Here is a 24,663-nt window from a genome sequence, read left to right as displayed (position 1 = left end):
GGCGGCTCCTCACCGGGCGAGCAGCCGGTCGGCCACCCGGGCGGCGGCCTCACCGTCGTCGAGCGGGCAATACCTGGCGACGAACGCCTCCAGCATGCCCGCGTGCTTGTCCGCCACCTCGTCGAGGTTGCCGATCGCCTCGGCCACGTCGCCGGCCGTGTGCAGCAGCGGCCCGGGGGCCTCGGCCTCGAAGTCGAGATGGAGCCCGGTCCGGGTGCGGCCGCCGGTGTGGAACAACATCGGGCGTCCGGTGACGGCGAAGTCGAACACCGCCGGCGAATAGCCGGTGGCCAGGGCGTCCGCGGCCAGATAGAGCTCATGCGGATCGCACTGAGCGGACACGCCGATCACCCCCGGTGCGGTCGCCCTGCCGACCTCTGCCAGCAGCACGGGGGCGTCCCTGAGCGCGGCGGCGACCCGGCCGAGGTCGAGGGTCTGCTCCCCGTCTGGGACATACAGCACCAGCCGCACTTCGTCCGGCACACCCAGCCGCCTCCTGACTCGGGCGGCGACCGCGTCACGGCCGGACGCGCGCAGGATGTCGTTGCGCGGCAGGCCGGTCTCCATGACCTCCCCTCGGAAACCGAACATCTCGCGCAGCCGCGGCGTCCACCACGGGCCGGCCGACAGCAGGTGGCTCCACTGCTCCGCCCGCCTGACCCGTCGTCGCGTGCCCGCCTCCAGCGGAGAGCCGTGCCAGGTCTGCAGGACGGTCTGGCCCGACCGCCGCTCGAACCAGGCGGGCAGATGCCCGTCGCTGACGATGTACCTGCAGCGGGCGAGCGCCTCGTAGTAGTCGCGCCCGCGCGTACGCACCGCCTCGACGTCGCCCGGCAGGGCCACCTGGCCGTCGTGCACGTTCCACAGGAAGGTGAGGTCGGCTCCCCGCCGCCGCAACTCCTGATAGATCGCCCGCGGGCAGCCGCGGAACCCCGTGCCCCCCTCGCAGTCGAAGAAGACCGCGGGCCAGAGCGGCCTGTCGCGCATCGCGGGATAGACGTGGCCGCGCAACTCGCGCTGGGCCCGCACCCCTCGCTCGTCGCCTCCGAGGTCACCGCTCACCGTCAGCACCGCGTGGCCGTCGCCGTCTCCGCCGAGTGTGAACGTGCGGCAGGCCGTCTCGTGCACGAGCGCGAAGTCGGGGGCGAACTCGATCGGCAGGTCCCTGTGCACGCCTTCCGCCCGTACGGCCAGGCCGTACCGGCCGCGGGGCAACGGCAGCCGCCCGGCGGGCGCGTCGACCGCCTCCGGTGTGAGGCGGGCCCTGAACCTCGTGCCGGACCCCTCCGCCCTGGCCAGCCGTACCATCGTGGCTCTCTTCGCGGCGCCGCCGCGCGAACGGACCACCAGGGCGCTCACCTGGTACGGCTCGGCGAACCCGCCTTCGACGAGCAACTCTCCCCCGGGCAGCCACTCGGCCAGGTCGACGAACGCGGCGGCGGTCTGGTCACGCAGGACGAGACGGCCGGACCTGTCGCGGGCCGCCACGATCTCCCGGCCGGCCAGGCCGTGCCGTCCGTCGGGCAGGTCGTCGGACACGGTCACCGGGGTCACCACGCCGTCGGCCGACCTCACGTCGACCCGCCACCGCGTCGGCACGTCGGGGACGCCGGCGGCGGTCCTTCGCGCCGGCAGGATGTCGCGCAGGTCGATCTCGGTGGTGAACGTACGGCCGTCCGTCGTCATCGGGAACGGCAACGGCACACCGCCGGGCTCGCGGGTCACCAGCAGCACCGGCTCGCGTCCCAGACCAGTGCCCTGTTCAACGGCCTCGCCCTCCAGGCGCAGTCGGCCGCCCCACAGGCTCTGCCGGACGACCCTGGCCCTCTCCCGCTCCACCCGCAGGATCAGCCGTCCGCCTTCGGTGAGCTCGGGCACGACATGCCGGCCCGGCCCGGCGGCCCGCGCTCCCGCCTGCGCCGCCGTCTCGGACCGCGCGCCGTCCGGACTGCTCCGCGTGATGCCGCCGCGATGGGCGACGCGCATCTCCAGGCGCCAGACGCCGGCGTCGGCCGCTCCCCCGAGACGGCGCGGGTCGACGGTGAGCCGGAAGCCGCCCCGGCCGCCCTCGCCCGGGACTCGCCAGGACGACGCCGCCACTCGTACATGCCGCGTGGTTTTCACCGGTTCGGTGCTCTCGTGGACGAGGGAGGCGAAGACCAGCGGGCGGATCGCATGCCGCGCACCCGTCCCGCCCTCCATCAGGAGCCTGCCCTCCACCACCAGCCTGCCGTCCTGCCACCGGACCGCGTCAATCCGGTGCCGCGGCGTCTCGCGCACGCGGGAGAGCGCGCCCGGAACCGCGGGGTCGCGCCGCCCGAGCAGCGGACTGGCCAGGTACGAGCGGCCCAGCCGGCTGACGGTCCGCTCTCCCCGGCCGGCGTCGCGATCCCAGGCCACCACCTCGGCCAGGTCGTCCGCACGCCTGAGCGCCACCAGGTGCCACTCCAGCCGCCGAAGAGCGGGCAGGCGCGTGAGTACGGAGGGGGCGACCTCACCGAGGTAGGTGCAGGCGAGGTCCAGGAAACGGGCGCGGAACGCCTCCGGCGCCCGGTCCATGCAGTCGATGAAGGCCGTCAGGTCGCCGTCGAGGACGGCGTGGTCCCACGACGGGATGTGCGCGGCGAGACCGCTCGCGGCCAGGAACTCCCGCACCGACCGCACCGCGGCGAAACGCTCGTCCAGGTGGCCGGCCCGGGTCTGCTCCTGAACGCCCGAGCGGTGGGCGCCGGCCTGTCGCCTCCGCAGGCGGACGGGGGCGGGGAGCACGTCGACGGTGCCCGCGAGGGCATGCCCGCGCACAGCGACCAGCACGTCCCCGCACGACGCCCCGTGCGGAAACCGGAACCCGTGCTCGTCCCAGAACGAGCGACGCCACAGCTTGTTGGTGACCAGGCTGTCCCTCATCAGCACGCTCGCTCTGGTCAGATGCGTGGTGGCGCCCTCGGACATCCCCGAGAAGATCGCCTTGAAGGCCGCCGATGGCCGCGACCGCCGCCCGCCGTATCGGTGGACGTTGCCCGTGGCCAGGTCGGACCCCGATCGCAACAGGCTCGCCAGCTGGTATTCCAGCGCGTACGGCGGAAGCAGGTCGGCGGCGGCGGCGAACGCGAGGAACTCGCCGCTCGCGTGGCGCACCCCGGTGTCGCGGGCCGCGCCGGGCCCCAGGTTGGCCTGGCGGACCAGCCGGAACCGCCCGTCCCGATCGGCGAACCCGGCGGCGACCTCCGCGCTGGAGTCGGGAGCCCCGTCGTCGACCATGACGACCTCGATGTCCTCCCAGGTCTGCGCCGCGACCGACTCCAGGCAGGTGGGAAGGCAGGGCTCCACGTCGTGGATCGGGATGATGACACTGATGCGGGGCACGGCTGGATCCTTAGGACTCGTCCGTCAGATGGGGGCCGCGGCGATCAGCGGCGGACTACACCGCGCATGGCCGCCCCGATCGCCTGCACTTTTGCGACGGCGCTGCGCAACGGGCCCTTCCTGGTGACCACGAGGCTCGGGCCCGCCGAGGAGACCCGCAGCCGCACACGCCTGGTCTCGAGATCGGCCCTGACCCGGCCGTCGCGCATCACGTCGAGCGGAATCGCGACCTCGGCGCCGAACCGGTCGCGGGCGATCAGGCGCAGACGGACCACTCCGTACGGCAGGGCACGCGCGGGCACGTCGCACGACCACGCGAAGAAGCCGGGCCTCGCCTTGGTGACCTGCAGTTCCGCGCGAGCGGCCTCGTCGCCGAATTCGAGCAGCAGGTCGGGGCGCACTTCACCCTGGGTGGCGAGGAATCCGGGCGCCATGACCTGGCCGTGCACCCTGACCTGGGTGGAATGCGCGCTTTCACGCAACCGGGAGACGACCGCCGACAGCGGAGTGACCCGGAGCAGGTCCCCGAAGGCGTCGAGCTCGGGCGCGTCGAGATAGACCCGGCCCGCGAGCACCCGCAGGCGTCCCGTGGAGACCGGCCGCCTGATCGTCTCGGCGTCTCCCCGGCAGGCGCCGACCGCGCGCAGCCCGTCGTCCAGGCGCCCGCGCCGCACGGTCAGAGACTCCGTGAGGATCTCGGTGAGGACGTCGGGAGGCATCTCCTTGAACATGATCGACGTCCGGTGGGCGAAGTCGGCCAGCGCCGCGTCGTCGAGGCAGGCGGCCGCGCCGTCGATGGTGGGCAGATGCGTGGCGCCCACCCAGCGCATGACGGCCCGGCGGACCAGCGGCGATGGAACCGCTTCCCGGTCGGCACAGCGGCTTGCGATGATCTCCGCGAGCGCGAGACGGGTCATGATCTCGGCCTCCGTGTCGGTCATGGAAGGGTCTTCCTCGCCGCCTGCCGTACGGCAGCAGAGCCGGTCGCTGAGCACGAGGCGGCTGGCCCAGATCAGCAGCGGAATGGTGGCCAGGGCGCCCTGAGACAGGTCCGCCCGCGTCACCCTCACCAGGTCACGCCTGAAGATCTTGTTGGAGGTGGCGACGCCGCTGAGGATGTCGGGGACGCCGGCGACCGATTCGACCATCCGGGCGCCGAACGCCAGCTCTCTGCGCCAGGCGAGGCCGGTGGCCGGCGTCGCGCCGTGCATGTCGCCGACGACGAGGTCGGCGGAGTGCCGTACCGCCGCCTCCACCAGCGCATCGAGGCCCTCGGGCACGTACACGTCGCCGGGGGCCAGGTAGGTGAGGTAGCGGCCCCGGGCGAAGCCGATCGCCTCAGCGGCCGTGCCCGCCTGCAGCAGAGTCGGCCTTCCGATCACGACGTCCTGATCGGCGTTCTGCCCTTTTCGCCCGTCACCGACCAGGATCACTTCAGTGCGGGACTCCTGCGCGTCGACGGAGTCGAGGGCGGCACGCAGCCACCCGCCCGTCTCTCGCATCGGCAGGATGACGCTCACTTCGGGCCTTGCCATTCTTCCCCCTGGCGTCGCACGCGACAGCGAGCTGCAACGCTATCGCCACGGTGAGTGACGGCCGTTTTGCTTTACCAGCTCTTCACGCGCACGTCAGCAGGCCGTGGCCTGCGGTCAGCCCTGGGCCTCCTGCGCGGCGCGGCGGCCGATGCGCTTGCCCAGGCGTTGCGCGGGAAACTCGACGAACCGGTAGGTCACCCAACTGAGGGCCAGCAGCGCCGCCACGTAGCCGCACATGAGCGCCGTCCTGGTGACCGGAGAAAGATGCCTCAGGTCTCCGAGGGCCGTGTTCAGGACGCGCAACATCGGGTGGTGCAGAAGGTAGATGGAATAGCTGATCAGGCCGAGCCAGGTCAGGACGCCAGGAACGCGCCGGCCGCGCAGCGCCATCCCCAGCCCGAACGTGATGCCCGCGAGCGCCACCGTGGTGATCCACACGTCCGGCTGCACCCACCACCAGCCCGCCTGGATCGACCAGACCGGGGAGAGCGCCACCAGGACGGCGGAGACCACCACGGGGGCCAGGCCGCCCGTACCCGCCTCCCACCGCTGGATGGCCGTCCCCGTGAACATCACCGCGAGGATCGCCGCGCCGAACCAGGGCACGAAGCTGCCGAACATCAGCAACACGAGCGCCATCGCGCCCAAGGCGTACGCGGCAGCCGTACGGAACCGGCCGCTGATGAGACAGGCAAGGCCGGCGACGAAGATGACGCAGGTCACGATGGCCGGCCATGGGCCCGGCAGAAGCGGCGCGGACAACACGAGCCCGGCCGCGATCGCCACGGCCCCGAAGACGATGGCCAGCGTGCCGCTGCGCGTGTGTACCCCGCCGACGAACAGCGCCGTGACGATCAAGTAGAAGACCATCTCGTACGACAGGGTCCACATCGGGTCGGCGACGCCGCCGATGTGCACGACGTCGAGCAGCATCGTCAGGTGGGCGGCGACGGCGGACGGATCACGCGGCACCTGCTCCCGGACGGGAAACCAGATGGCCAGGACGAGCACGACGACGATGACCAGCAGATAGAGGGGATAGAGCCGGAATATCCGACTGATCCAGAAAGATCTGACATCACCTCGGTGTTCGAGGGACGCCGGGATGATGTAGCCGCTGACCAGAAAGAAGACCAGCACGCCGTACATGCCGAGGTTGAACCAGTACGGGCGCAACGCAGGCATCAGCCAGGGCAGCATGTGCTCGCACACCACGGCCATCGCCCCGATTCCGCGCAATGCGTCCAGCCAAGCGAGGCGGGTGGCATGCGTCCGTGCGGGGGCGATGGCGACCTGTGTGGCAATCACCAGCCACAACTTACCGCCAACACGGATTCCACACCCATATGTACGACTTTTCCCCCGCACCCCCCCTGGGCCGTGATCATGCAGAAGTTCGGTGAACGCCCACCCCACCAGCCCCCACCTTGGGCGTGATCATGCAGAAGTTCGACCATATGCCCGTGAGCAGGCATTCCTCACGCCGTGATCATGCAGAAGTTCGGGAAACACCCCATTGAACAGGCAATTCTTGATTCGTGATCATGCACAGCGCACACGAGTGCATGATCACGAAATGGAAATGCGCAGCTCAGGGGCGACATCCCCGAACTTCTGCATGATCACGGATGGAGTCCGCGCAGCTCACGCCGCCTCCCCGCGAACTTCTGCATGATCACGCGCAGTGGGGAGGCTGCTCAAAGCCCATCCGCCCGAACTTCTGCATGATCACGCACAAGGTTCCGGGTTATTCCCACTCGATTGTGCCGGGGGGCTTGCTGGTGACGTCGACGACGACGCGGTTGATCTCGCGGACCTCATTGGTGATCCGCGTCGAGATCCTCGACAACACGTCGTACGGCACACGCGCCCAGTCGGCCGTCATCGCGTCCTCCGAGGTGACGGGACGCAACACGACCGGGTGCCCGTACGTGCGGCCGTCGCCCTGGACGCCGACCGAGCGCACGTCGGCCAGCAGCACGACCGGGCATTGCCAGATGTCACGGTCGAGCCCGGCCCGCGACAGCTCCTCCCGGGCGATCGCGTCGGCCTCGCGCAGCACGTCGAGACGCTCGGCCGTGACCTCGCCGATGATGCGGATGCCGAGTCCGGGGCCGGGGAACGGCTGCCGCCAGACCATGGCAGGCGGCAGGCCCAGCTGCTCGCCGGCCCGCCGCACCTCGTCCTTGAAGAGCGCCCTGAGCGGCTCGACCAGCTGGAACCGCAGGTCGTCGGGCAGCCCGCCCACGTTGTGGTGGGACTTGATGTTCGCGGTGCCGGTCCCGCCGCCGGACTCGACGACGTCGGGATAGAGAGTGCCCTGCACCAGGAAGTCGGCGGGGCCGTCAGCGACGATGGCCCGCTGCTCGTCTTCGAAGACGCGGATGAACTCACGCCCGATGATCTTGCGCTTCTCCTCGGGGTCGACCACCCCGGCGAGCGCCTTGAGGAACCGCTCGGAGGCGTCCACGACGCGGAGCTTCACCCCAGTGGCGGCGACGAAATCACGCTCCACCTGCTCGGCCTCGCCCTTGCGCAGCAGGCCGTGGTCGACGAAAACGCAGGTCAGACGATCACCGATGGCCTTTTGCACGATCGCGGCGGCCACCGCGGAGTCGACGCCGCCCGACAGCGCGCAGATCGCGCGACCGTCGCCGACCTGGCGGCGCACCGCCTCGACGGCCTCTTCGACGATGTTCAGCATGGTCCACGACGGGCGGCATCCGGCGGCGTCGAGGAACCGCTGGAGAACGGCCTGGCCGTGGTCGCTGTGGAGCACTTCGGGGTGGAACTGCACCCCGTACAGCCCCCTGGCCGGGTTCTCGATCGCGGCGACAGGCGTGGCCTCGGTGGAGGCGGTCACGGCGAAGCCTTCGGGCGCGCCCACCACGGAGTCGCCATGGGACATCCAGACCGACTGTACGGCCGGCAGCCCGGCGAACAGCACGCCGTCGCCGAGCACCTCGAGGCTGGTGCCGCCGAACTCGGCCGCGCCGGTCTTGTCGACGATGCCGCCGAGCGCCTGGGCCATCGCCTGGAAGCCGTAGCAGATGCCGAACGTCGGCACGCCCGTCGCGAACAGGCCCACGGGGACGGCCGGGGCCCCTTCCGCGTAGACCGACGAGGGGCCGCCGGACAGGATGATCGCCTTCGGATTCTTGGCCAGCATCTCCGGCACCGGCATCGTCGAGGGGACGATCTCGGAGTAGACGTGACATTCACGCACCCTGCGGGCGATCAGCTGCGCATATTGCGCGCCGAAGTCGACCACAAGGACCGTGTCGAACTCAGACACCGGAGAAACCCCCAAAGGAAACGGTCGGTGTCGCCAGTCTATCGGCGTGGTTTCCCAGGCCGGCCCGCACGCGTCACCCGTGGAAAGGCTAGGTGATGTCCACGATCGGCAGCCGCAGCGCCCCGGGCGCCGAGGCGGGCACGACGGGACGCCGCGGGACGACCGGCGTAAGCCGCACGTAAGGCGCCCCTATCACCGGACGAGGGTCCGCATCGCCCTTGTTGGGCCACAGGGCCATCGCCCGCTCGGCCTGCGCGGTGATCGTGAGCGAGGGATTGACCCCCAGGTTGGCCGAGACGGCCGAGCCGTCCACGATGTGCAGCCCCTCGTACCCGTAGACCCGGTGATAGGCGTCGATCACGCCCGTCTCGGGAGAGTCGCCGATCACGCATCCGCCGAGGAAGTGGGCGGTCGCCGGAATGTCGAACAGGTCCAGCCACGACCCGCCAGGGACGCCGCCGATCTCCTCCGCAGCCAGCCGTACGGCCTCGTGCCCGGCCGGGATCCACGTGGGGTTGGGCTCCCCGTGGCCGGGGTCGGCCCGCAGCCGGCTCCCCCGCAGCGAGGTCGTCACCGAGTTGTCCTTGGCCTGCATGACCAGGGCGATGATCGCACGCTCCGACCACCTCCGGTGGTTGAAGATCCGCGGCACGAGATGCGGCCGGCGCAGCGCCGCGCCGAGGAACTTGAGCCAGCGGGGGGCTCGCCCGCCTCCGTCCACGAGAAGTGTGCGGAGCATTCCCATCGCGTTGGAGCCGTCGCCGTACCTTACGGGCTCGATGTGCGTCTGCGCGTCGGGGTGGATCGACGAGGTGATCGCCACGCCGCGGTTGAGCTTGTCCCCCTTCGCCCTGACCCGCTCGAAACCGAGCAACGCCTCGGAGTTCGTCCTGGTCAGTGCCCCGAGCCGGGGGGAGATCGCGGGCAGCGTGGTCGCCCTGAGCCGGTGGAGCAGCTGCTGCGTGCCGTACGTGCCGGCGGCGAAGACGACCTGGGCCGCGGTGTAGGACCGGGTTCTGCCCAGCGGCCCGGTCCGCCTGACCGTGATCTCATAGCCGCCGCCGACCGGCCGCACGCCCGTGACCGTGGTCTCGGCATGGACGGTCGCGCCGGCTCGCTCCGCAAGGTGCAGGTAGTTCTTGACCAGCGTGTTCTTGGCACCATGGCGGCAGCCCGTCATGCACTCGCCGCACTCGACGCAGCCCCGCCTGCGCGGCCCGGCCCCGCCGAAGTACGGATCGTCCACCTCGACGCCGGGGGCGCCGAAGAACACCCCGACGGGGGCGAGACGGAAGGTGCCGCCCACGCCCATGCGCTCGGCCACCTTGCGCATGACCTCGTCGGCGGGCGTCGTCGTCGGATTCACGGTGACGCCCAGCATGCGCCGTGCCTGGTCGTAGTACGGCGCGAGCTCGGCCTTCCAGTCGGTGATGTGCCGCCACTGGGGGTCGGCGAAGAAGGGGGCGAGCGGCTCGTAGAGCGTGTTGGCGTAGACGAGGGAGCCGCCGCCGACGCCCGCCCCCGCGAGGACCATGACCCCGCTGCCGCCTCGCAGCACGTGGATGCGCTGGATGCCCTTCAGGCCGAGCGCAGGAGCCCACAGGAAGTCCCTGACCCGCCACGACGTCTTGGGCAGCGCGCCGTCCTCGAATCGCCGACCGGCCTCCATGACGCCGACCGTGTAGCCCTTCTCGGTCAGCCGCAACGCCGTCACGCTGCCGCCGAACCCCGACCCGATGACGACCACGTCGTAGTCCATGGTCTCGCCCCTACTTGAGGTGGAGCCGCTTCATCAGCTTGAGCGCCGTGGCGAGGGTGTCTGCGTAGGTCTCGTACGACATCCCCAGCATGGGCTCGAAGCCGAGCCAGGACGCCTGGGCGGCCACCGTCTGGACGTCGGTGTACCGCAGCAGGCCCTCGGCCCCGTGGCGCCTGCCGAGCCCGGACGCCTTCATGCCGCCCATGGGGGCGTCGTAGGAGCCCCAGGCCGAGCCGTACCCCTCGTTGACGTTGACGGTGCCGGCCTTGACACGGGTGGCGAGCCGGCGCGCCCTCCCCGCGTCGCGCGTCCAGATCGAGGCGTTCAGCCCGTACGAAGACTCGTTGGCCTTGCCGGCGGCCTCGTCCTCGGTGGAGAAGCGGTAGAGCGCGACGACGGGACCGAAGGTCTCGGCGCGGCACACGTCCATGTCCTCGGTGACGCCGTCGAGGATGGTCGGCTCGTAGAAGAACGGGCCGAGATCGGGCCGGGCCCGGCCGCCGGTGAGCACCTTCGCACCCTTGGCCACGGCGTCGGCGACGTGGGCGGTCACCGCCTCGAGCTGCCGCCGGCTGGTGAGCGAGCCCATCTGGGTGTCCCAGTCGTGATCGGCGGCCAGCTTCATGTTCTCCACCACGTGGACGAACTTGTCGCGGAAGGCGTCGGCGACGCCGTCCTGCACGTAGATCCGCTCGATCGAGATGCACAGCTGGCCCGCGTTGGTGAAGCAGGCCCTGATCGCGCCTTGGGCGGCCCGGTCGAGGTCGGCGTCGTCCAGCACGATCATGGGATTCTTGCCGCCGAGCTCCAGCGAGCAGCCGATCAGCCGCCGCGCCGCCGCCTCGGCGATCTTCCTGCCGCCGTTGGTCGACCCGGTGAAGGCCACGTAGTCGGCCCCCTCGATCAGGGCGTCCCCGACGTCTTCGGGGTCGCCCAGCACGACCTGCCAGATGTCACGGGGCATGCCCAGCGACACGAGCAGGTCGATCGTCCACAGCGTCGACAGGGACGTCTGCGTGTCGGGCTTGTGGACGACGGCGTTGCCCGCGATCAGCGCGGGGACGACGTCGGTCACGCCCAGGACCAGAGGGTAGTTCCACGGGCTGATCACCGCGACGGTCCCCTTGGGGTGGCGCACCTCGGCGACCCGGGTCGCGACCGGGAACAGCCCCCGCCTGCGGTGGGACTCAAGCAGCCCGGCCGCCCGTCTGGCGTAGTAGAGCGTGGACCCGGCGACGTCGAGCACCTCTTCCAGCGCGTGCCTGCGGGCCTTCCCGGTCTCCACCTGCACGATGTCGAGGATCTCGGCGCGCCGGTCGATGATGGCGTCGTGGAGCCGCAGGAACGGCTTGACGCGCTCCCTGACGTCCAGCGCGGCCCACGTCTTCTGCGCCGCCCCGGCCTTGCCGTACGCGGCCTGGACGTCCTCGGCGGTCGAGACGGGCACCTCGGCGAGCGGCTCCCCCGTGAACGGCGCCGTGACCTGCCGGGTCTTGCCCTCTGACGTGACGTGCGCGAGAAGCCGGTCGACCATGGCGGTGTCGAGGGTCCGAATCATGGCCGAAGAATATTCCGGCGATCCGGCTAAAGCTACTGATTGGTAAAGGAACCTTCTTGCCATCGCCAACAGCCCTCGAACCGACGCCCGCCGCGATACGTCCTAGGGACATGAAGCCATCGATTCGTACGGCAGGCGTCATCGCCCTCGCCGGGCTCCTCGCCTCGGCGTGCACGGGAAGCCGCGCGGCTCAGGCTCCCAGGAGCGTCGACCTGACCGGGAAGGTCACCCTCGTCTCCTACACGAGCTGCGACGACATGCTGGCCGGCATCCGCCGGGCGGCCGCCAAGAGCGTGACCGCGTGGGGCCTCGGCGGCGTCATGGACGCCCGGGCGCTGGCCGCCTCGGGCGCTCTCCCATCGACGGCGGCCAAAGAGCAGGCCGTACCCGACCAGTCGTACTCCACCACGAACGTGCAGGAGGCCGGGGTCGACGAGCCCGACCTGGTCAAGACCGACGGCCGGCGGCTCGTCACGGTCAGCCAGGGCGTGCTGCGCGTCGTCGACGTCGCGACCCGGAAGGTGACCGGGACGCTGCGCCTCGTCCCGAAGGACCAGGCCTGGGCCGAGGCCGACCTGCTGATCTCGGGCGACCGCGCGCTCGTGCTGTTCGAGGGCTCCGGAGGCATCGTCCCGCTGGGCGCCGTCGCCAAGGTGCGGCCGGGCCCCTCAGGACCGCGTTACGTCCTGGTCGACCTGTCCGGCTCGCCCAGGGCGCTCGGCACGATGACCGCCGAGGGTGCGCAGATCGACGCGCGCCAGGTGGGCTCGACCGTACGGGTCGTGGTGCGGTCGCAGCCGAATATCACTCTCCCTCCGCCGAAACCCGACATGACCGAGGCCCAACTGCTGCGGCGAAACCAGGAGGCCGTCCTCAAGTCCCCCGTCGAAGCCTGGCTGCCCGGCTACGAGATCGAGTCCGGCGGTCAGACTCGGGCCGAGACCGTCAAGTGCGAGCAGGTCAGCCATCCGGCCGAGTTCAGCGGCGCGTCCATGGTCACCGTCCACACGATCGACCTGGCCGCCGACCAGGCGTTCGCCTCCGATTCCCCGATCACCGTGGCCGCCGACGGTGACACCGTGTACGGCACGGCGACCAGCCTCTACGTGACCAGCAACCCGCGCTGGTGGTTCCGGCCGATGCTGATCGACGACGTGGCCCTGCCGACCCCGGCCGACGGGAGCCCGCGCGAGCCCGACCCCACGCCGAGCACGCCGCCGGAGCGCACCGAGGTGCACAGGTTCGACATCGGCGCCCCGGGAGCGCCCCGGTACACGGGCTCGGGCTCGGTGCCCGGACGGCTGCTGAACCAGTACTCCCTGTCGGAGGACAAGGGCAACCTGAGGGTGGCCACCACGTCGGAGGCCGCGAACGTCGGCGCGCCCGCCGGGGGCGGCGAGAGCGGCGTCTACGTGCTCGACGCGAGCACCCTGGCCCAGGTGGGGTCGGTGACCGGGCTGGGCAAGGGCGAGCGGATCTACGCGGTGCGCTTCATGGGCGACCTCGGCTACGTGGTGACCTTCAGGCAGACCGACCCGTTGTACGCGCTGGACCTGCGTAACCCGACCGATCCCAAGGTCACCGGCGAGCTGAAGATCTCCGGCTACTCGGCGTACCTCCACCCTGCGGGCGAAGGACGGCTGCTCGGCGTCGGCCAGGAGGCCAGTGCGAAGGGCCAGGCGCTCGGCACGCAGGTCTCGTTGTTCGACGTGAGCGACCCGGCGAGCCCGCGGATCCTGTCCCGGTTCCACGAGGAGAAGTCGGCTTCAGAGGCCGAGTGGGATCCGCACGCCTTCCTCTACTGGCCGCAGTCGGGCCTGGCGATGGTGCCCCTCCAGAGCTGGAAGAACGACGTCATCACGGGCAGCCGGGCGCTCGTGCTCAACGTGAGCGACGCGCGGATCGGCAAGGTCGGCATGATCAGCCACCCGAGCCCGCGCAGGACCGTAAACGGCTTCGTTCCCGGCGACCCGGGCATCCGCCGCTGTGTCGTCATCGGGGACACCATCTGGACCCTGTCCGACGCGGGACTCAAGGTCAGCGACGCGGCCGGCCTCGCCGACCGCGCGTGGATCCCGTTCAACTGATCGATCAGACGGTGTCACGATCAGGGAGGGCGACGGGGACGATCTCGGGAGCACCGAGTCGGATCGCGTCGGCCTCCCTGTCGGTGTCCTGCTCCTGCGAGGCGCGCTCTGCCTCGACCCGCTTGGTGAAATACTCCACCTCCCGCTTGACCTGCTCAGCGTCCCAGCCGAGCGGCCCGGCCATGAGCTCGGCCGCCTCCCGGGCGACGGCGGCGCCACGGTGGAAGGTCTCGATGGAGATGCGGGTCCGCCGGGTCAGCGTGTCGTTGAGGTGGCGGGCGCCCTCGTGGGTGGCCGCGTAGACGATCTCGGCGCGCAGGTAGTCGTCGGCCCCGGACAGCGGCCGGCCCAGGGACGGATCCCGCTCCACGAGCTCGAGCACTTCGTCGATCATGGACCCGTACCGCTGAAGCAGGTGCTCGATCCTCGCCACGTGCAGGCCGGACGCGCGGGCGAGCCGGTGGCGCGAGTTCCACAGCGCCCGGTAGCCCTCCGCCCCCGCCAGGGGCACCTGGTCGGTGCACGACTCCGGCACACGCTGGTCCAGGCCGTGCGCGACGGCGTCGACCGCGTCGGCGGCCATCACCCGGTAGGTCGTGAACTTGCCTCCGGCGACCATGACGAGCCCCGGCACGGGGTGCGCCACCACGTGCTCGCGCGACAACTTGGAGGTCTCCTCCGATTCCCCGGCGAGCAACGGCCGCAGCCCGGCGTACACGCCCTCCACGTCGTCCCTGGTCAGCGGTACGGACAGCACCGAGTTGACGTGGTCCAGCAGGTAGTCGATGTCTGCCCGGGAGGCGGCTGGGTGCGCCTTGTCGAGCGTCCACTCGGTGTCGGTGGTGCCGATGATCCAGTGCCGCCCCCAGGGGATGACGAACAGCACCGACTTCTCGGTCCGCATGATGATCCCGGTCAGCGAGTGGATGCGGTCGCGCGGCACCACGAGGTGGATGCCCTTGGACGCCTTGACGTGGATCTGCCCGCGCCCGCCGACGAGTTCCTGGATCTCGTCGGTCCACACCCCGGTCGCGTTGACGACCTGGCGGGCCCGCACGTCGAACTCGGCGCCCGACTCCAGGTCGCGCACCCGGACGCCGGTGACGCGCTCGCCCTCTCTGAGCAGGCCGACGGCCTGGGCCCGGGAGGCCACATGGGCGCCGTACGTCGCGGCCGTCCTGAGCATGGTCATCACGTAACGCGCGTCGTCCACCCCGGCGTCCCAGTACTGCACGGCGCCGGTGAACGCCGACCGCTTGAGCGCGGGGGCGATCCGCAGCGCCCGCCGCCGCGACAGGTGCCGGTGGCCCGGCATCCCCCGGCTGAAGCCGAACGAGAAGCCCAGCGTGTCGTAGAGCGCCAGCCCCGCCCCGATGTACGGCCGCTCCCAGGCGGCGTGGGTCAGAGGGAACAGGAACGGCACGGGCTTGACCAGGTGCGGCGCGATCCGCTGGAGCAGCAGGGAGCGCTCCCTCAGGGCTTCGCGCACCAGGTCGAAATTGAGCTGCTCCAGATAACGCAGCCCGCCGTGGATGAGCTTGGACGATCGCGACGAGGTCCCGGAGGCGAAGTCCCGCGCCTCGACGAGCCCCACCGACAGGCCCCGCGTCGATGCGTCCAGGGCGACGCCCGCACCGACCACGCCGCCGCCGATCACGACGACGTCGAGCTCGTGCGACTCCATCATGTTCAGGGCGGCGGAACGCTCTTCGGGACCGAGCCGCGCCGTGCCCATACGCGCCGTCATAGGGCTCCCTCTGTACGGCTTTCGCCGTGGCGATCTTCTTCTACCCGCTGCTGCCGACCAGCAAATCCTAACTCTGCCCCACTCTCCAAATGATCTTGATGGAGGCCCCGGTACCAGGGGGTTCGCCATGAACCGCCCCCCGATCCGCGATACCGCCTCCCGGACGAAAAGATGGGCGCATGAGCCTCACTGTCTCGGATGTCCGCCTCGTGACGCCGGAAGGAACCCACGACGGCTGGCTGACCATCGAAGACGGCCGAATCACCCACGTCGGCCGGGGCCGCGCCCCCGGCAACGGCCTGTCCCTAGGCGGCCGCACCCTCGTCCCCGGGTTCGTCGACGTCCACAGTCACGGCGGCGCGGGCGCCTCCTACCCCGACGGCGACCCGGAGACGGCAGCCGCGGTCGCCTCCTTCCACCTCGGCCACGGCACCACGACCACGATGGCCAGCCTCGTCACCGCCTCGCCCGCCACCCTGGCCCGTACGGCCTCCGCCCTCGCGGACCTGTGCGAGCAGGGCCTGCTCGCCGGCATCCACTTCGAGGGGCCGTACATCTCCAAGGCCCGCTGCGGCGCGCACGACCCGGCGCTGCTGCGCGAACCCGACCGGGACGAGTTCAGGGCCCTGGTCGCCGCCGGGCGTGGCCACGTGCGCATGCTGACCATCGCGGCCGAGCTTCCGGGCGCCCTCGACGTCATCAGGGAGGCCGCGGGTGAGGGCGTCATCGCGGCGCTCGGCCACAGCGACGCCACCTACGAGCAGACCATCGCGGGCATCGAGGCCGGTGCCACCGTGGCCACCCATCTCTACAACGCGATGCCGCCCCTCGGCCACCGCGCCCCCGGGCCCGTGGCGGCGCTGATGCAGGACGAGCGGGTCACGGTCGAACTGGTCAACGACGGCGTGCACGTGCACGCGGCGATGTTGCGCCTCGCCGCGCACGAGGCGGGGCCGGGCCGTACGGCGATGATCACCGATGCGATGGCGGCGGCCGGGATGGGCGACGGCCGTTACCCGCTGGGGCCGATGACCGTCGACGTCGAGAACGGCGTGGCCCGGCTGGCCGAGGGCGGCACGATCGCCGGCAGCACCCTGACCATGGACGTCGCGTTCCGCAGGACCGTCACGGAGATGGGCGCCTCACTCACCGAGGCCGCCGCGATGACCTCGCTCACGCCCGCCCGGGTGCTCGGCCTCGACGCGGAGATCGGCTCGATCGCCGTCGGCAAGCACGCCGATCTCGTCGTGCTCGACGACGACCTGCGGCTCGCCGGCGTCATGAAGCGGGGGGCCTGGGTGCGGGAACCCGCGTGACCACGCGGGTTCCACGGCGGACTCCGTTCCCCGTGATCAGGGCTGCGGCGGTGCGACGACCACCTCGACGCGCTGGAACTCCTTGAGGTCGGAGTAGCCCGCCGTGGCCATGGTCCGGCGCAGCGCGCCCATGAGGTTCATCGAGCCGTCGGCCACCGACGACGGGCCGTGGAGGATCTGCTCCAGCGTCCCGATCGTGCCGAACTCGACGCGCCGGCCGCGCGGCAGGTCGGGGTGGTGGGCCTCCGACCCCCAGTGGAACCCGCGCCCGGGGGCCTCGGCCGCCCGCGCCAGAGGCGAGCCGACCATGACCGCGTCGGCGCCGCACGCGATCGCCTTGGCGATGTCGCCGGAGCCGCCCATGCCGCCGTCGGCGATGACGTGGACGTAACGGCCGCCCGACTCGTCCATGTAGTCGCGGCGGGCGGCGGCCACGTCGGAGATCGCCGTGGCCATCGGGACGACCACGCCGAGGACGTTGCGGGTGGTGTGCGAGGCGCCGCCGCCGAAGCCGACGAGCACACCCGCAGCGCCGGTCCGCATGAGGTGCAACGCGGCGGTGTAGGTGGCGCAGCCGCCCACGATGACGGGCACGTCCAGCTCGTAGATGAACTGCTTGAGGTTGAGCGGCTCGGCCCGGCCCGACACGTGCTCGGCCGAGACCGTGGTCCCGCGGATGACGAAGATGTCCACTCCGGCGTCGATCACGGCCTTGTGGTGCTGCACCGTGCGCTGCGGCGACAGCCGTACGGCCGTGGTCACCCCGGCCGCCCGGATCTCCTCGATGCGGCGGGCGATCAGCTCGTCCTTGATCGGGGCCGTGTAGATCTCCTGGAGCCGGCGGGTGGCGGCGGCCTGGTCGAGGGTCGCCACCTCCTCCAGCAGCGGCGTGGGGTCGTCGTACCGGGTCCACAGGCCTTCGAGGTCGAGCACCGCGAGCCCGCCCAGTCTGCCGATCTCGATCGCGGTCTTCGGCGACACGACGCTGTCCATCGGGCTGACCACGAGGGGCAGCTCGAACCGGTAGGCGTCGATCTGCCAGGAGATCGAGACCTCCTCGGGGTCACGGGTGCGCCGGGAGGGCACGATGCCGATCTCGTCCAGCGCGTACGCACGACGCCCGGTCTTGCCGCGCCCGATCTCCACCTGAGTCATCTCGTCTGCTCTTTCCCGTTCATCTGCGTACGGCTCCCGCGATCGCGAGAGCCGTACCTGGTGGTGCCCTAGCGGCGGTGGTAGTTCGGCGACTCGACCGTCATCTGGATGTCGTGCGGGTGGCTCTCCTTGAGGCCCGCCGCCGTGATGGGCATGAGCTGCGCCTTCTCGTGCATCTCGGCGACCGTGCGGGAGCCGGTGTACCACATGCCCTGGCGCAGGCCGCCGACCAGCTGGTGGGCCACGGCGGCGACGGGGCCGCGGTAGGGAACCTGGCCCTCGATGCCCTCGGGGATGTACTTGTCCTCGCTGGAGACGTCGGCCTGGGCGTAGCGGTCCTTGCTGAAGGAGGCGCCGCCCCGCTCGCGGTTGCGTACCGCGCCGAGCGAGCCCATGCCGCGGTAGGACTTGAACTGCTTGCCGTTGATGAAGATCAGCTCGCCGGGCGACTCCTCGCATCCCGCGAGCAGCGAGCCCAGCATGACCGTGTCCGCGCCGGCGGCGAGCGCCTTGGCGATGTCCCCCGAGTACTGCAGGCCGCCGTCCCCGATGACCGGGATGTTCGCGGGCCCGCAGGCCAGGGACGCCTCGTAGATCGCGGTGAGCTGCGGCGCACCCACACCCGCCACGACCCTGGTGGTGCAGATCGAGCCCGGCCCGACACCCACCTTGACGGCGTCGGCACCCGCGTCGACCAGCATCTGCGCGCCGGCCCTGGTGGCGATGTTGCCGCCGATGACCTGCACCTTGCTGTTGGTCTTGATCTTGGCGATCATCTCGGCCAGGCCCTTGGAGTGGCCGTGGGCCACGTCCACGACCACCACGTCGACCCCGGCCTCGATCAGTGCCTTGGCGCGGATCTCGGCGTCGCTGCCGACGCCGATCGCGGCGCCGACCATCAGGCGCCCGCTCGCGTCCTTGGTGGCCAGCGGATACTGCTCGCTCTTGGTGAAGTCCTTGACCGTGATCAGGCCCTGCAGGCGGCCGGCCTCGTCCACGATCGGCAGCTTCTCCACCTTGTTCTGGCGGAGCAGCCGGAACGCCTCGTCGCGGGAGACCCCGGCGGGGGCGGTCACCAGCGGCATGCGGGTCATGACCTCGTGGACCGGCCTTGCCTGGTCGGTCTCGAAACGCATGTCGCGGTTGGTCACGATGCCGACGAGCACGCCGTCCGCGTCGGTGACGGGCACGCCGGAGATCCGGTAGGTGGCGCACAGCTGTTCGACGTCGGCGAGGGTGTCGTCGGGAGCACAGGTCACGGGATTGGTCACCATGCCCGCCTCGGAGCGCTTGACGAGGTCGACCTGGCCCGCCTGCTCCTCGATCGAGAGGTTGCGGTGCAGGATGCCGATGCCGCCCTGGCGGGCCATCGCGACGGCCATCCTGGCCTCGGTGACCGTGTCCATCGCCGCCGAGATCAGCGGGATCCGCAGCGTGATGTCGCGCGACAGGCGCGTCGTCGTGTCCGCGTCTCCCGGCTGCAGATCCGAATAGGCGGGAACGAGCAGCACGTCATCGAACGTGAGCCCCTGTTCGGTGAACTTGGCCATCTCCAACCCTCCTGCCTGGCAGGTTGTCGCCAGACCCCGAGGTCAGTCTAGTGGCCCCCTTCAGGCGAGCTTCCGCGGTTCCCGCCGGAGCCCGTCGCCGGGGGCACGGACAAAAAGGTGGGGGGACCGGCGCGCGGTCCCCCCACATGTGCGGCGTCGCGGGGTCACGCCATCGAGCCCCCCTCCGCGCCCGAGACACGCCCTTCCGCTAACGCTGAGTCAAGGATGCGTCACGATCCGTCTAAGCGCAATGTCGCAACATGCAATTGCACAAAGTTGCATCCGCCGGCTCCCGGACGCGCCGAATGCCGGAACCCCCGGCACGCCGGAGGAATGCGCGGCTATTCTCGCGACGCGAGGGCCACAGCAGAAAAGCGGGAGGGCACCGTCCGGTGAGGACGCGAGGACGACACGGTCCTGTGCGGGCGTGCGGCGCGGCGACACGCGCCCGCCGGTTCGCGGGGCGCCGGTTCGCGGGGCGCCGGTTCATCCGCACAGCGGGGCGAGACCACCAACGGAGCGAGCCATGAGGACCACCCGCAACTCCGGCGACCCCCTCGAAATGCTCGGCCTCGGCCAGGAGCATCGCGACCTCTACACCGTGGTCCTGCGGCTGCACCGCGCGAGCCTCGCCGAGATCGCCGAGGCCGTCGGCCAGCCCGCCGACGACGTGCTCGACCGGCTCACCCGCCTCGTACGGCTCGGCACGGTGGACGAGCAGCAAGGGGTGTACCTCGCCAAGCACCCCGCCGCGGCCATCGGCAGGCTGGTGGCCGAACGCCTCGACCGGCTGGCCAGGGAGAGCAGGCAGCTCGACGAGGCCCTGGCCTCGGTCGCCCCGCTCACCCACCACTACGACGCCGGGCGCGACTACCAGAACGGGCAGTTCTCCGTCGATCTCGTCAGCGGGGCCGACGAGCTGTACGAGAGCATCGTCGGGCTGGCCCTCCAGGCCCCGCCGGCCGACCTGATCTCCGCGATCCCCGACCGGCGCACGATGGGCGAGTTCGTCGAGAAGTACACCGGCCCCTGGATCCAGGCGATGAGGGACGGCCTCATGTACTCGCGGGCCGTCATCCCCGTGTCCGTGCTGGAGATCCCCGGGATCCGCCAGGAGTGCGTCAGGCTCACCGAGGCCGGCGCACGAATCCGCACCCTCGACAAGGTGCCGAGCTGGTTCTTCGCCCTGGGCGACGACACCGCGGGGCTGCCGGCCGAATGGGGAGACTCGCTGCCCGAGCACGGCTACAACTGCTACCTCGTCCGGGCCCCGATCGTCGTGGCCGCGCTGCGCGCCCTGTTCGAGGAGCTGTGGTCGCGGGCCTCGCCCTTCGCGAGCGGAAACGGCGCCGTCCAGGTGCTCAGGCTCGCCGCGCAGGGGCTCAGCGACGAGGGCATAGCCCGCCGTCTCGGCGTTTCCGTGCGGACCGTCCGCGCCAGGTTCGCCGACGCGATGGCCGAGCTGGGGGCCCAGTCGCGGTTCCACGCGGGCGTGGAGGCCGCACGCCGCGGCTGGTTGTGATCACGCTGGTGAAACGCCTGGCCGTACGGACGTCATGACGCCCCAATAAGCAGATGGGGTCCACTTTCACACGTCATGGTGCGTCCTGGCCATAAGGTGGGATGCGTGCTGGAAGACGTCCCCCGCGACCCGTTCGCGGACGACCCCAACGACCCCGCGTCGGAGATGGGTGAGCCGGACGACCCCGAGCCGCTCAGCCTCGCCGAGCGGGACGAGGCGCTGACGGATCTCGCCGACGTGGAGGTCTTCCGATCCCTGCTTGAGCCGCAGGGAGTGCTCGGGCTGGTCCTCGACTGCCCGGAATGTGGCGAGCAGCATTACTTCGACTGGGATCTCCTGCGCGGGAACCTCCGCCAGATGATCGACAACGGCCGCCCGCAGGTCCACGAGCCTGCTTTCCAGCCCGATCCCTCCGACTACGTCAGCTGGGAGTACGCCAGGGGCTACGTGGACGGTGTGATCGACACCGAGGAGAGCCGCTGACTGTCGACGTCGGCGATGAGCGCTCCGAGCAGCCGGATCGCGGCGTCGGCCCCTGAGGCCACCGGCTCGCGCCGGGCCAGAGCCTCAAGGATCATGTCGGTGCGCTCTACGTCGCTCTCCACGTCGGCGTCGTCGAACGCCCCGAGGAAGCGTGCCGGCCGACGACGACGTCTCGTGGTCACGCAATCGACTCCAGCTCGGCCAGCTGCCTGAGTCTGGCGAGGGCGCGATGCTGGGCGACCCGTACGGCACCTGGTGACATGCCGAGTACATTACCGGTCTCCTCGGCGGAAAGACCCGAGACCACCCGCAGGATGAGGAGCTCCCGCTGGGCGTCCGGCAGGCGCGACAGCAGATCGCGGGCGTGTTGCGCCTCGATGTAGCGCACCACGGTCTCCTCCGGGCCCGGCCCCTCGTCGGGCCCGTCCGGCAGGTCCGGAGTCGGCACGGCGGCGCGGACGGAACTGCGCAACGCGTCCGCCACCTTGTGGGAGGCGATCCCGAACACGAACGACGCGAACGGCCGCCCTATATCCCGATAACGCGGTAACGCGGAAAGGACGGCTATGCACACTTCTTGTGCCACGTCGTCCGCGATGTGGTAATGACCGGCGACTCTGCCGAGCCGGGTTCGGCAATAACGCACCACCATCGGGCGCAGATGCCCCAGAAGCGACTCGATCGCGGTGCGATCCCCTTGTACGGCAAGGCTGGTCAGTTCCCTGAGGTCGGACTCATCCGATCTCGTCGCAAGCCTTACCCCAGTTGCGGCGTCGGCGACGCATCCCTCGGTCACGTTAGGCATGATGCCCGCCACGATCGTGCATGTCCCCATGGTGGACGGCTACGGATTGGTCACATTGACGCGGCGATAACCAGCTGTAATCAGCCGAACACAATAGTGTTGGAACATTCCAACCAAATGGTCGAAATCATCGAAAATTTGTCAGAGGGCCTGACTTCTATAAAGAAGTACGGCTCCCGCCTCAGTGAGGCGGGAGCCGTACTCATTTTCCGAAGCGACGCCCGGGCAGGGACAGCCGTCAGTGGCCGTGGCCGTGCCCGTGGCCGCCCGCGGCGGCGGGCTCCTCGTCCTCGGGCTTGTCGACCACGAGAGCCTCGGTCGTCAGCAGCATGCCCGCGATGGACGCGGCGTTCTGCACGGCCGACCGGGTCACCTTCACCGGGTCGATGACGCCCTGAGCCACCAGGTCGCCGTACTCCCCGGTCGCGGCGTTGAGGCCCTCACCGGCCTTCAGCTCAGCGATCTTGTAGGTGACGACGTAGCCCTCCAGCCCGGCGTTCTCGGCGATCCACCGGGCCGGCTCGATCAGCGCCTTGCGGACGATCGAGACACCGGTGGCCTCGTCGCCGACCAGGCCGAGGTCGTCGAGGTCCTTCGACACGTGCACGAGCGCGGAGCCACCGCCGGAGACGATGCCCTCCTCGATCGCGGCGCGGGTCGCGGAGATCGCGTCCTCGAGGCGGTGCTTCTTCTCCTTGAGCTCCACCTCGGTGGCCGCGCCTACCTTGAGCACGGAGACGCCGCCGGACAGCTTGGCGAGCCGCTCCTGGAGCTTCTCACGGTCCCAGTCGGAGTCCGACTGCTCGATGGCGAGCTTGATCTCGCGGATGCGGTCCTCGATGGCCGAAGCCTCGCCGGCGCCGTCGACGACGGTCGTCGTGTCCTTGGTGACGACCACGCGGCGGGCGGTGCCGAGCACCTCGAGGCCGACGTGCTCCAGCTTGAGGCCGATCTCCTCGCTGACGACCTGGCCGCCGGTGAGGATCGCGATGTCCTGCAGCATGGCCTTGCGGCGGTCACCGAAGCCGGGCGCCTTGACGGCGACCGAGGTGAAGGTGCCGCGGATCTTGTTGGTCACCAGAACGGCCAGGGCCTCGCCCTCGACGTCCTCGGCGATGACCAGCAGCTGCTTCTTGGTCTGCGCGATCTTCTCCAGCAGCGGCAGGAAGTCCGCGATGGAGGAGATCTTGCTCTGGGTGATCAGGATGTAGGGGTCCTCGAGCACGGACTCCATACGGTCCTGGTCGGTCACCATGTAGTGCGACAGGTAACCCTTGTCGAACTGGAGGCCCTCGGTGAACTCCAGCTCCAGGCCCATGGCGTTGGACTCTTCGACGGTGATGACACCGTCCTTGCCGACCTTGTCGAACGCCTCGGCGATCAGCTCGCCGATCTTGGCGTCCTGCGCGGAGATGGTCGCGACGTTGGCGATCTCCTGCTTGTCCTCGACGTGGCGGGCGCTCTCGAGCAGCCGGTCGCTGACAGCCTTGGCGGCCTTGTCGATACCGCGCTTCAGGCCCAGCGGCTGGGCGCCGGCGGCCACGTTGCGCAGGCCCTCGCGGACCATCGCCTGAGCCAGGACCGTCGCGGTCGTGGTGCCGTCACCGGCCACGTCGTTGGTCTTGGTGGCGACTTCCTTGGCGAGCTGCGCGCCGAGGTTCTCGTACGGCGCCTCGAGCTCGACCTCGCGGGCGATGGTCACGCCGTCGTTGGTGATGGTCGGGGCGCCGAACTTCTTGTCGATGACCACGTTGCGGCCACGCGGGCCGAGGGTCACCTTGACGGCGTCCGCGAGGGCGTTCACGCCACGCTCAAGAGCGCGCCGCGCGTCCTCCTCGAACTGCAGGATCTTGGGCATTCACGTCTCCTTATGAGCACACGGGAGCCCCGGGCGCGAACGTCCCGGGGCTCCTCATGTTGGGCGCGGCTTACTTCTCGATGATGGCGAGCACGTCGCGGGCCGAGAGCACCAGGTACTCTTCGCCGCCGTACTTGACCTCGGTGCCGCCGTACTTGCTGTAGAGGACCACGTCGCCCTCCTTGACGTCGAGCGGAATCCGCTTCTCGCCGTCCTCGTCCCAGTTGCCGGGGCCGACAGCGAGGACCTTGCCCTCCTGCGGCTTCTCCTTGGCGGTGTCCGGGATGACCAGACCGGAGGCGGTGGTCTGCTCAGCCTCGAGCGGCTGGACCACGATGCGGTCACCAAGCGGCTTAACGGGAACCTTAGTGGCGGTCGTCACGATCGGACCTCCCCTTCAGATTGCGATGAATGAGCTGAAGAGGCGACCAGCGGCCTGCCGTCGCGGGTGTCAGACCTGCCTCGTCGCGTATTGGCACTCTCACTAGCCGAGTGCCAACACGAAACAGTATGCAAGGGGGCCGTGACAGTCAACACGAACCCACGCCGCAGGTCATCTCGCCTTCCGGCCCATGGCCGGGCCCCGCGGGCCCGGTTCCCACGCGGACGTGAGCCGTCCACCGCCCG

Annotated in this window: 17 protein-coding genes; 4 read left to right on the top strand and 13 right to left on the bottom strand. The window is 70.4% G+C overall.

Annotated elements, in window-relative coordinates:
* Positions 1 to 9 precede the first annotated feature (9 nt).
* The 6 genes from Pth03_RS07465 to Pth03_RS07440 all read right to left on the bottom strand — a co-directional run bounded on the left by Pth03_RS07465 (position 10) and on the right by Pth03_RS07440 (position 11,513).
* Positions 10 to 3,366: a bifunctional glycosyltransferase/CDP-glycerol:glycerophosphate glycerophosphotransferase gene (locus Pth03_RS07465; protein ID WP_203943395.1), complete on the bottom strand. Its 3,357-nt coding sequence runs from the start codon at positions 3,364 to 3,366 to the stop codon at positions 10 to 12.
* 44 nt (positions 3,367 to 3,410) lie between these two features.
* Entirely contained in the window at positions 3,411 to 4,901 is a 1,491-nt protein-coding gene (locus tag Pth03_RS07460; RefSeq protein WP_203943394.1) for a glycosyltransferase family 2 protein, read from the bottom strand.
* A 114-nt stretch (positions 4,902 to 5,015) separates the two neighbouring features.
* The gene (locus Pth03_RS07455) at positions 5,016 to 6,209 is read right to left on the bottom strand and encodes an acyltransferase family protein (protein ID WP_239118830.1); all 1,194 of its coding nucleotides are present in this window, start codon (positions 6,207 to 6,209) and stop codon (positions 5,016 to 5,018) included.
* Positions 6,210 to 6,648: 439 nt separating this feature from the next.
* Positions 6,649 to 8,211, bottom strand: coding sequence for a glutamine-hydrolyzing GMP synthase (guaA, locus tag Pth03_RS07450; protein ID WP_203943392.1), 1,563 nt, complete (start codon positions 8,209 to 8,211; stop codon positions 6,649 to 6,651).
* 73 nt (positions 8,212 to 8,284) lie between these two features.
* Positions 8,285 to 9,955: an FAD-dependent oxidoreductase gene (locus Pth03_RS07445; RefSeq protein WP_203943391.1), complete on the bottom strand. Its 1,671-nt coding sequence runs from the start codon at positions 9,953 to 9,955 to the stop codon at positions 8,285 to 8,287.
* 10 nt (positions 9,956 to 9,965) lie between these two features.
* The gene (locus tag Pth03_RS07440; RefSeq protein ID WP_203943390.1) at positions 9,966 to 11,513 is read right to left on the bottom strand and encodes a succinic semialdehyde dehydrogenase; all 1,548 of its coding nucleotides are present in this window, start codon (positions 11,511 to 11,513) and stop codon (positions 9,966 to 9,968) included.
* A 110-nt stretch (positions 11,514 to 11,623) separates the two neighbouring features.
* On the opposite strand from Pth03_RS07440, the gene Pth03_RS07435 reads away from it, so the two are divergent.
* Complete coding sequence (locus tag Pth03_RS07435) at positions 11,624 to 13,600, top strand: beta-propeller domain-containing protein (RefSeq protein WP_203943389.1); 1,977 nt, start codon at positions 11,624 to 11,626, stop codon at positions 13,598 to 13,600.
* A gap of 4 nt (positions 13,601 to 13,604) precedes the next feature.
* On the opposite strand, the gene Pth03_RS07430 is transcribed toward Pth03_RS07435, so the two are convergent.
* Positions 13,605 to 15,347: a glycerol-3-phosphate dehydrogenase/oxidase gene (locus Pth03_RS07430; RefSeq protein WP_239118829.1), complete on the bottom strand. Its 1,743-nt coding sequence runs from the start codon at positions 15,345 to 15,347 to the stop codon at positions 13,605 to 13,607.
* Between the two features lie 179 nt (positions 15,348 to 15,526).
* Between Pth03_RS07430 and nagA the strand changes: the two genes are divergently transcribed.
* Positions 15,527 to 16,663, top strand: coding sequence for an N-acetylglucosamine-6-phosphate deacetylase (gene nagA, locus Pth03_RS07425; protein WP_203943388.1), 1,137 nt, complete (start codon positions 15,527 to 15,529; stop codon positions 16,661 to 16,663).
* A 36-nt stretch (positions 16,664 to 16,699) separates the two neighbouring features.
* On the opposite strand, the gene Pth03_RS07420 is transcribed toward nagA, so the two are convergent.
* Both Pth03_RS07420 and guaB read right to left on the bottom strand, forming a co-directional pair.
* Positions 16,700 to 17,818 (bottom strand): GuaB3 family IMP dehydrogenase-related protein, encoded by a 1,119-nt coding sequence (locus tag Pth03_RS07420; protein WP_203943387.1) that lies wholly within the window; start codon positions 17,816 to 17,818, stop codon positions 16,700 to 16,702.
* 68 nt (positions 17,819 to 17,886) lie between these two features.
* Entirely contained in the window at positions 17,887 to 19,368 is a 1,482-nt protein-coding gene (guaB, locus tag Pth03_RS07415) for an IMP dehydrogenase (RefSeq protein WP_275413049.1), read from the bottom strand.
* 526 nt (positions 19,369 to 19,894) lie between these two features.
* Between guaB and Pth03_RS07410 the strand changes: the two genes are divergently transcribed.
* On the top strand, positions 19,895 to 20,890 hold the full coding sequence (locus tag Pth03_RS07410; RefSeq protein WP_203943385.1) for a helix-turn-helix transcriptional regulator: 996 nt from the start codon (positions 19,895 to 19,897) through the stop codon (positions 20,888 to 20,890).
* Positions 20,891 to 20,995: 105 nt separating this feature from the next.
* The gene (locus Pth03_RS07405; RefSeq protein ID WP_203943384.1) at positions 20,996 to 21,373 is read left to right on the top strand and encodes a DUF5319 domain-containing protein; all 378 of its coding nucleotides are present in this window, start codon (positions 20,996 to 20,998) and stop codon (positions 21,371 to 21,373) included.
* Here the strand turns inward: Pth03_RS07405 and Pth03_RS07400 are convergent.
* From Pth03_RS07400 to groES, 4 genes are all read right to left on the bottom strand, one after another.
* Entirely contained in the window at positions 21,334 to 21,555 is a 222-nt protein-coding gene (locus Pth03_RS07400) for a hypothetical protein (protein ID WP_203943383.1), read from the bottom strand. The genes Pth03_RS07405 and Pth03_RS07400 overlap by 40 nt on opposite strands.
* The gene (locus tag Pth03_RS07395; RefSeq protein WP_203943382.1) at positions 21,552 to 22,178 is read right to left on the bottom strand and encodes a sigma-70 family RNA polymerase sigma factor; all 627 of its coding nucleotides are present in this window, start codon (positions 22,176 to 22,178) and stop codon (positions 21,552 to 21,554) included. Before Pth03_RS07395 ends, Pth03_RS07400 begins: the two co-directional genes overlap by 4 nt.
* A 238-nt stretch (positions 22,179 to 22,416) precedes the next feature.
* On the bottom strand, positions 22,417 to 24,036 hold the full coding sequence (gene groL / locus Pth03_RS07390) for a chaperonin GroEL (RefSeq protein WP_203943381.1): 1,620 nt from the start codon (positions 24,034 to 24,036) through the stop codon (positions 22,417 to 22,419).
* A gap of 70 nt (positions 24,037 to 24,106) precedes the next feature.
* Positions 24,107 to 24,418, bottom strand: a complete 312-nt coding sequence (gene groES / locus Pth03_RS07385; protein ID WP_055482820.1) for a co-chaperone GroES — start codon at positions 24,416 to 24,418, stop codon at positions 24,107 to 24,109.
* Positions 24,419 to 24,663: the final 245 nt, after the last annotated feature.

This window comes from Planotetraspora thailandica (assembly GCF_016863335.1).
In the GTDB taxonomy this organism is placed as follows: Bacteria; Actinomycetota; Actinomycetes; order Streptosporangiales; family Streptosporangiaceae; genus Planotetraspora; species Planotetraspora thailandica.
Note: the sequence above shows the minus strand (reverse complement) of the source record. Positions and strands in the feature narration are given on the sequence as shown.

Excerpts from the sequence above, each read along its gene's own strand:
- nagA (WP_203943388.1), top strand. The coding sequence starts at position 15,527 with ATGAGCCTCACTGTCTCGGATGTCCGCCTCGTGACGCCGGAAGGAACC.
- groL (WP_203943381.1), bottom strand. The coding sequence starts at position 24,036 with ATGCCCAAGATCCTGCAGTTCGAGGAGGACGCGCGGCGCGCTCTTGAG.
- Pth03_RS07410 (WP_203943385.1), top strand. The coding sequence starts at position 19,895 with ATGAGGACCACCCGCAACTCCGGCGACCCCCTCGAAATGCTCGGCCTC.
- Pth03_RS07445 (WP_203943391.1), bottom strand. The coding sequence starts at position 9,955 with ATGGACTACGACGTGGTCGTCATCGGGTCGGGGTTCGGCGGCAGCGTG.
- Pth03_RS07460 (WP_203943394.1), bottom strand. The coding sequence starts at position 4,901 with ATGGCAAGGCCCGAAGTGAGCGTCATCCTGCCGATGCGAGAGACGGGC.
- Pth03_RS07420 (WP_203943387.1), bottom strand. The coding sequence starts at position 17,818 with ATGACTCAGGTGGAGATCGGGCGCGGCAAGACCGGGCGTCGTGCGTAC.
- Pth03_RS07440 (WP_203943390.1), bottom strand. The coding sequence starts at position 11,513 with ATGATTCGGACCCTCGACACCGCCATGGTCGACCGGCTTCTCGCGCAC.
- Pth03_RS07395 (WP_203943382.1), bottom strand. The coding sequence starts at position 22,178 with ATGCCTAACGTGACCGAGGGATGCGTCGCCGACGCCGCAACTGGGGTA.
- Pth03_RS07430 (WP_239118829.1), bottom strand. The coding sequence starts at position 15,347 with ATGACGGCGCGTATGGGCACGGCGCGGCTCGGTCCCGAAGAGCGTTCC.
- Pth03_RS07435 (WP_203943389.1), top strand. The coding sequence starts at position 11,624 with ATGAAGCCATCGATTCGTACGGCAGGCGTCATCGCCCTCGCCGGGCTC.
- guaB (WP_275413049.1), bottom strand. The coding sequence starts at position 19,368 with ATGGCCAAGTTCACCGAACAGGGGCTCACGTTCGATGACGTGCTGCTC.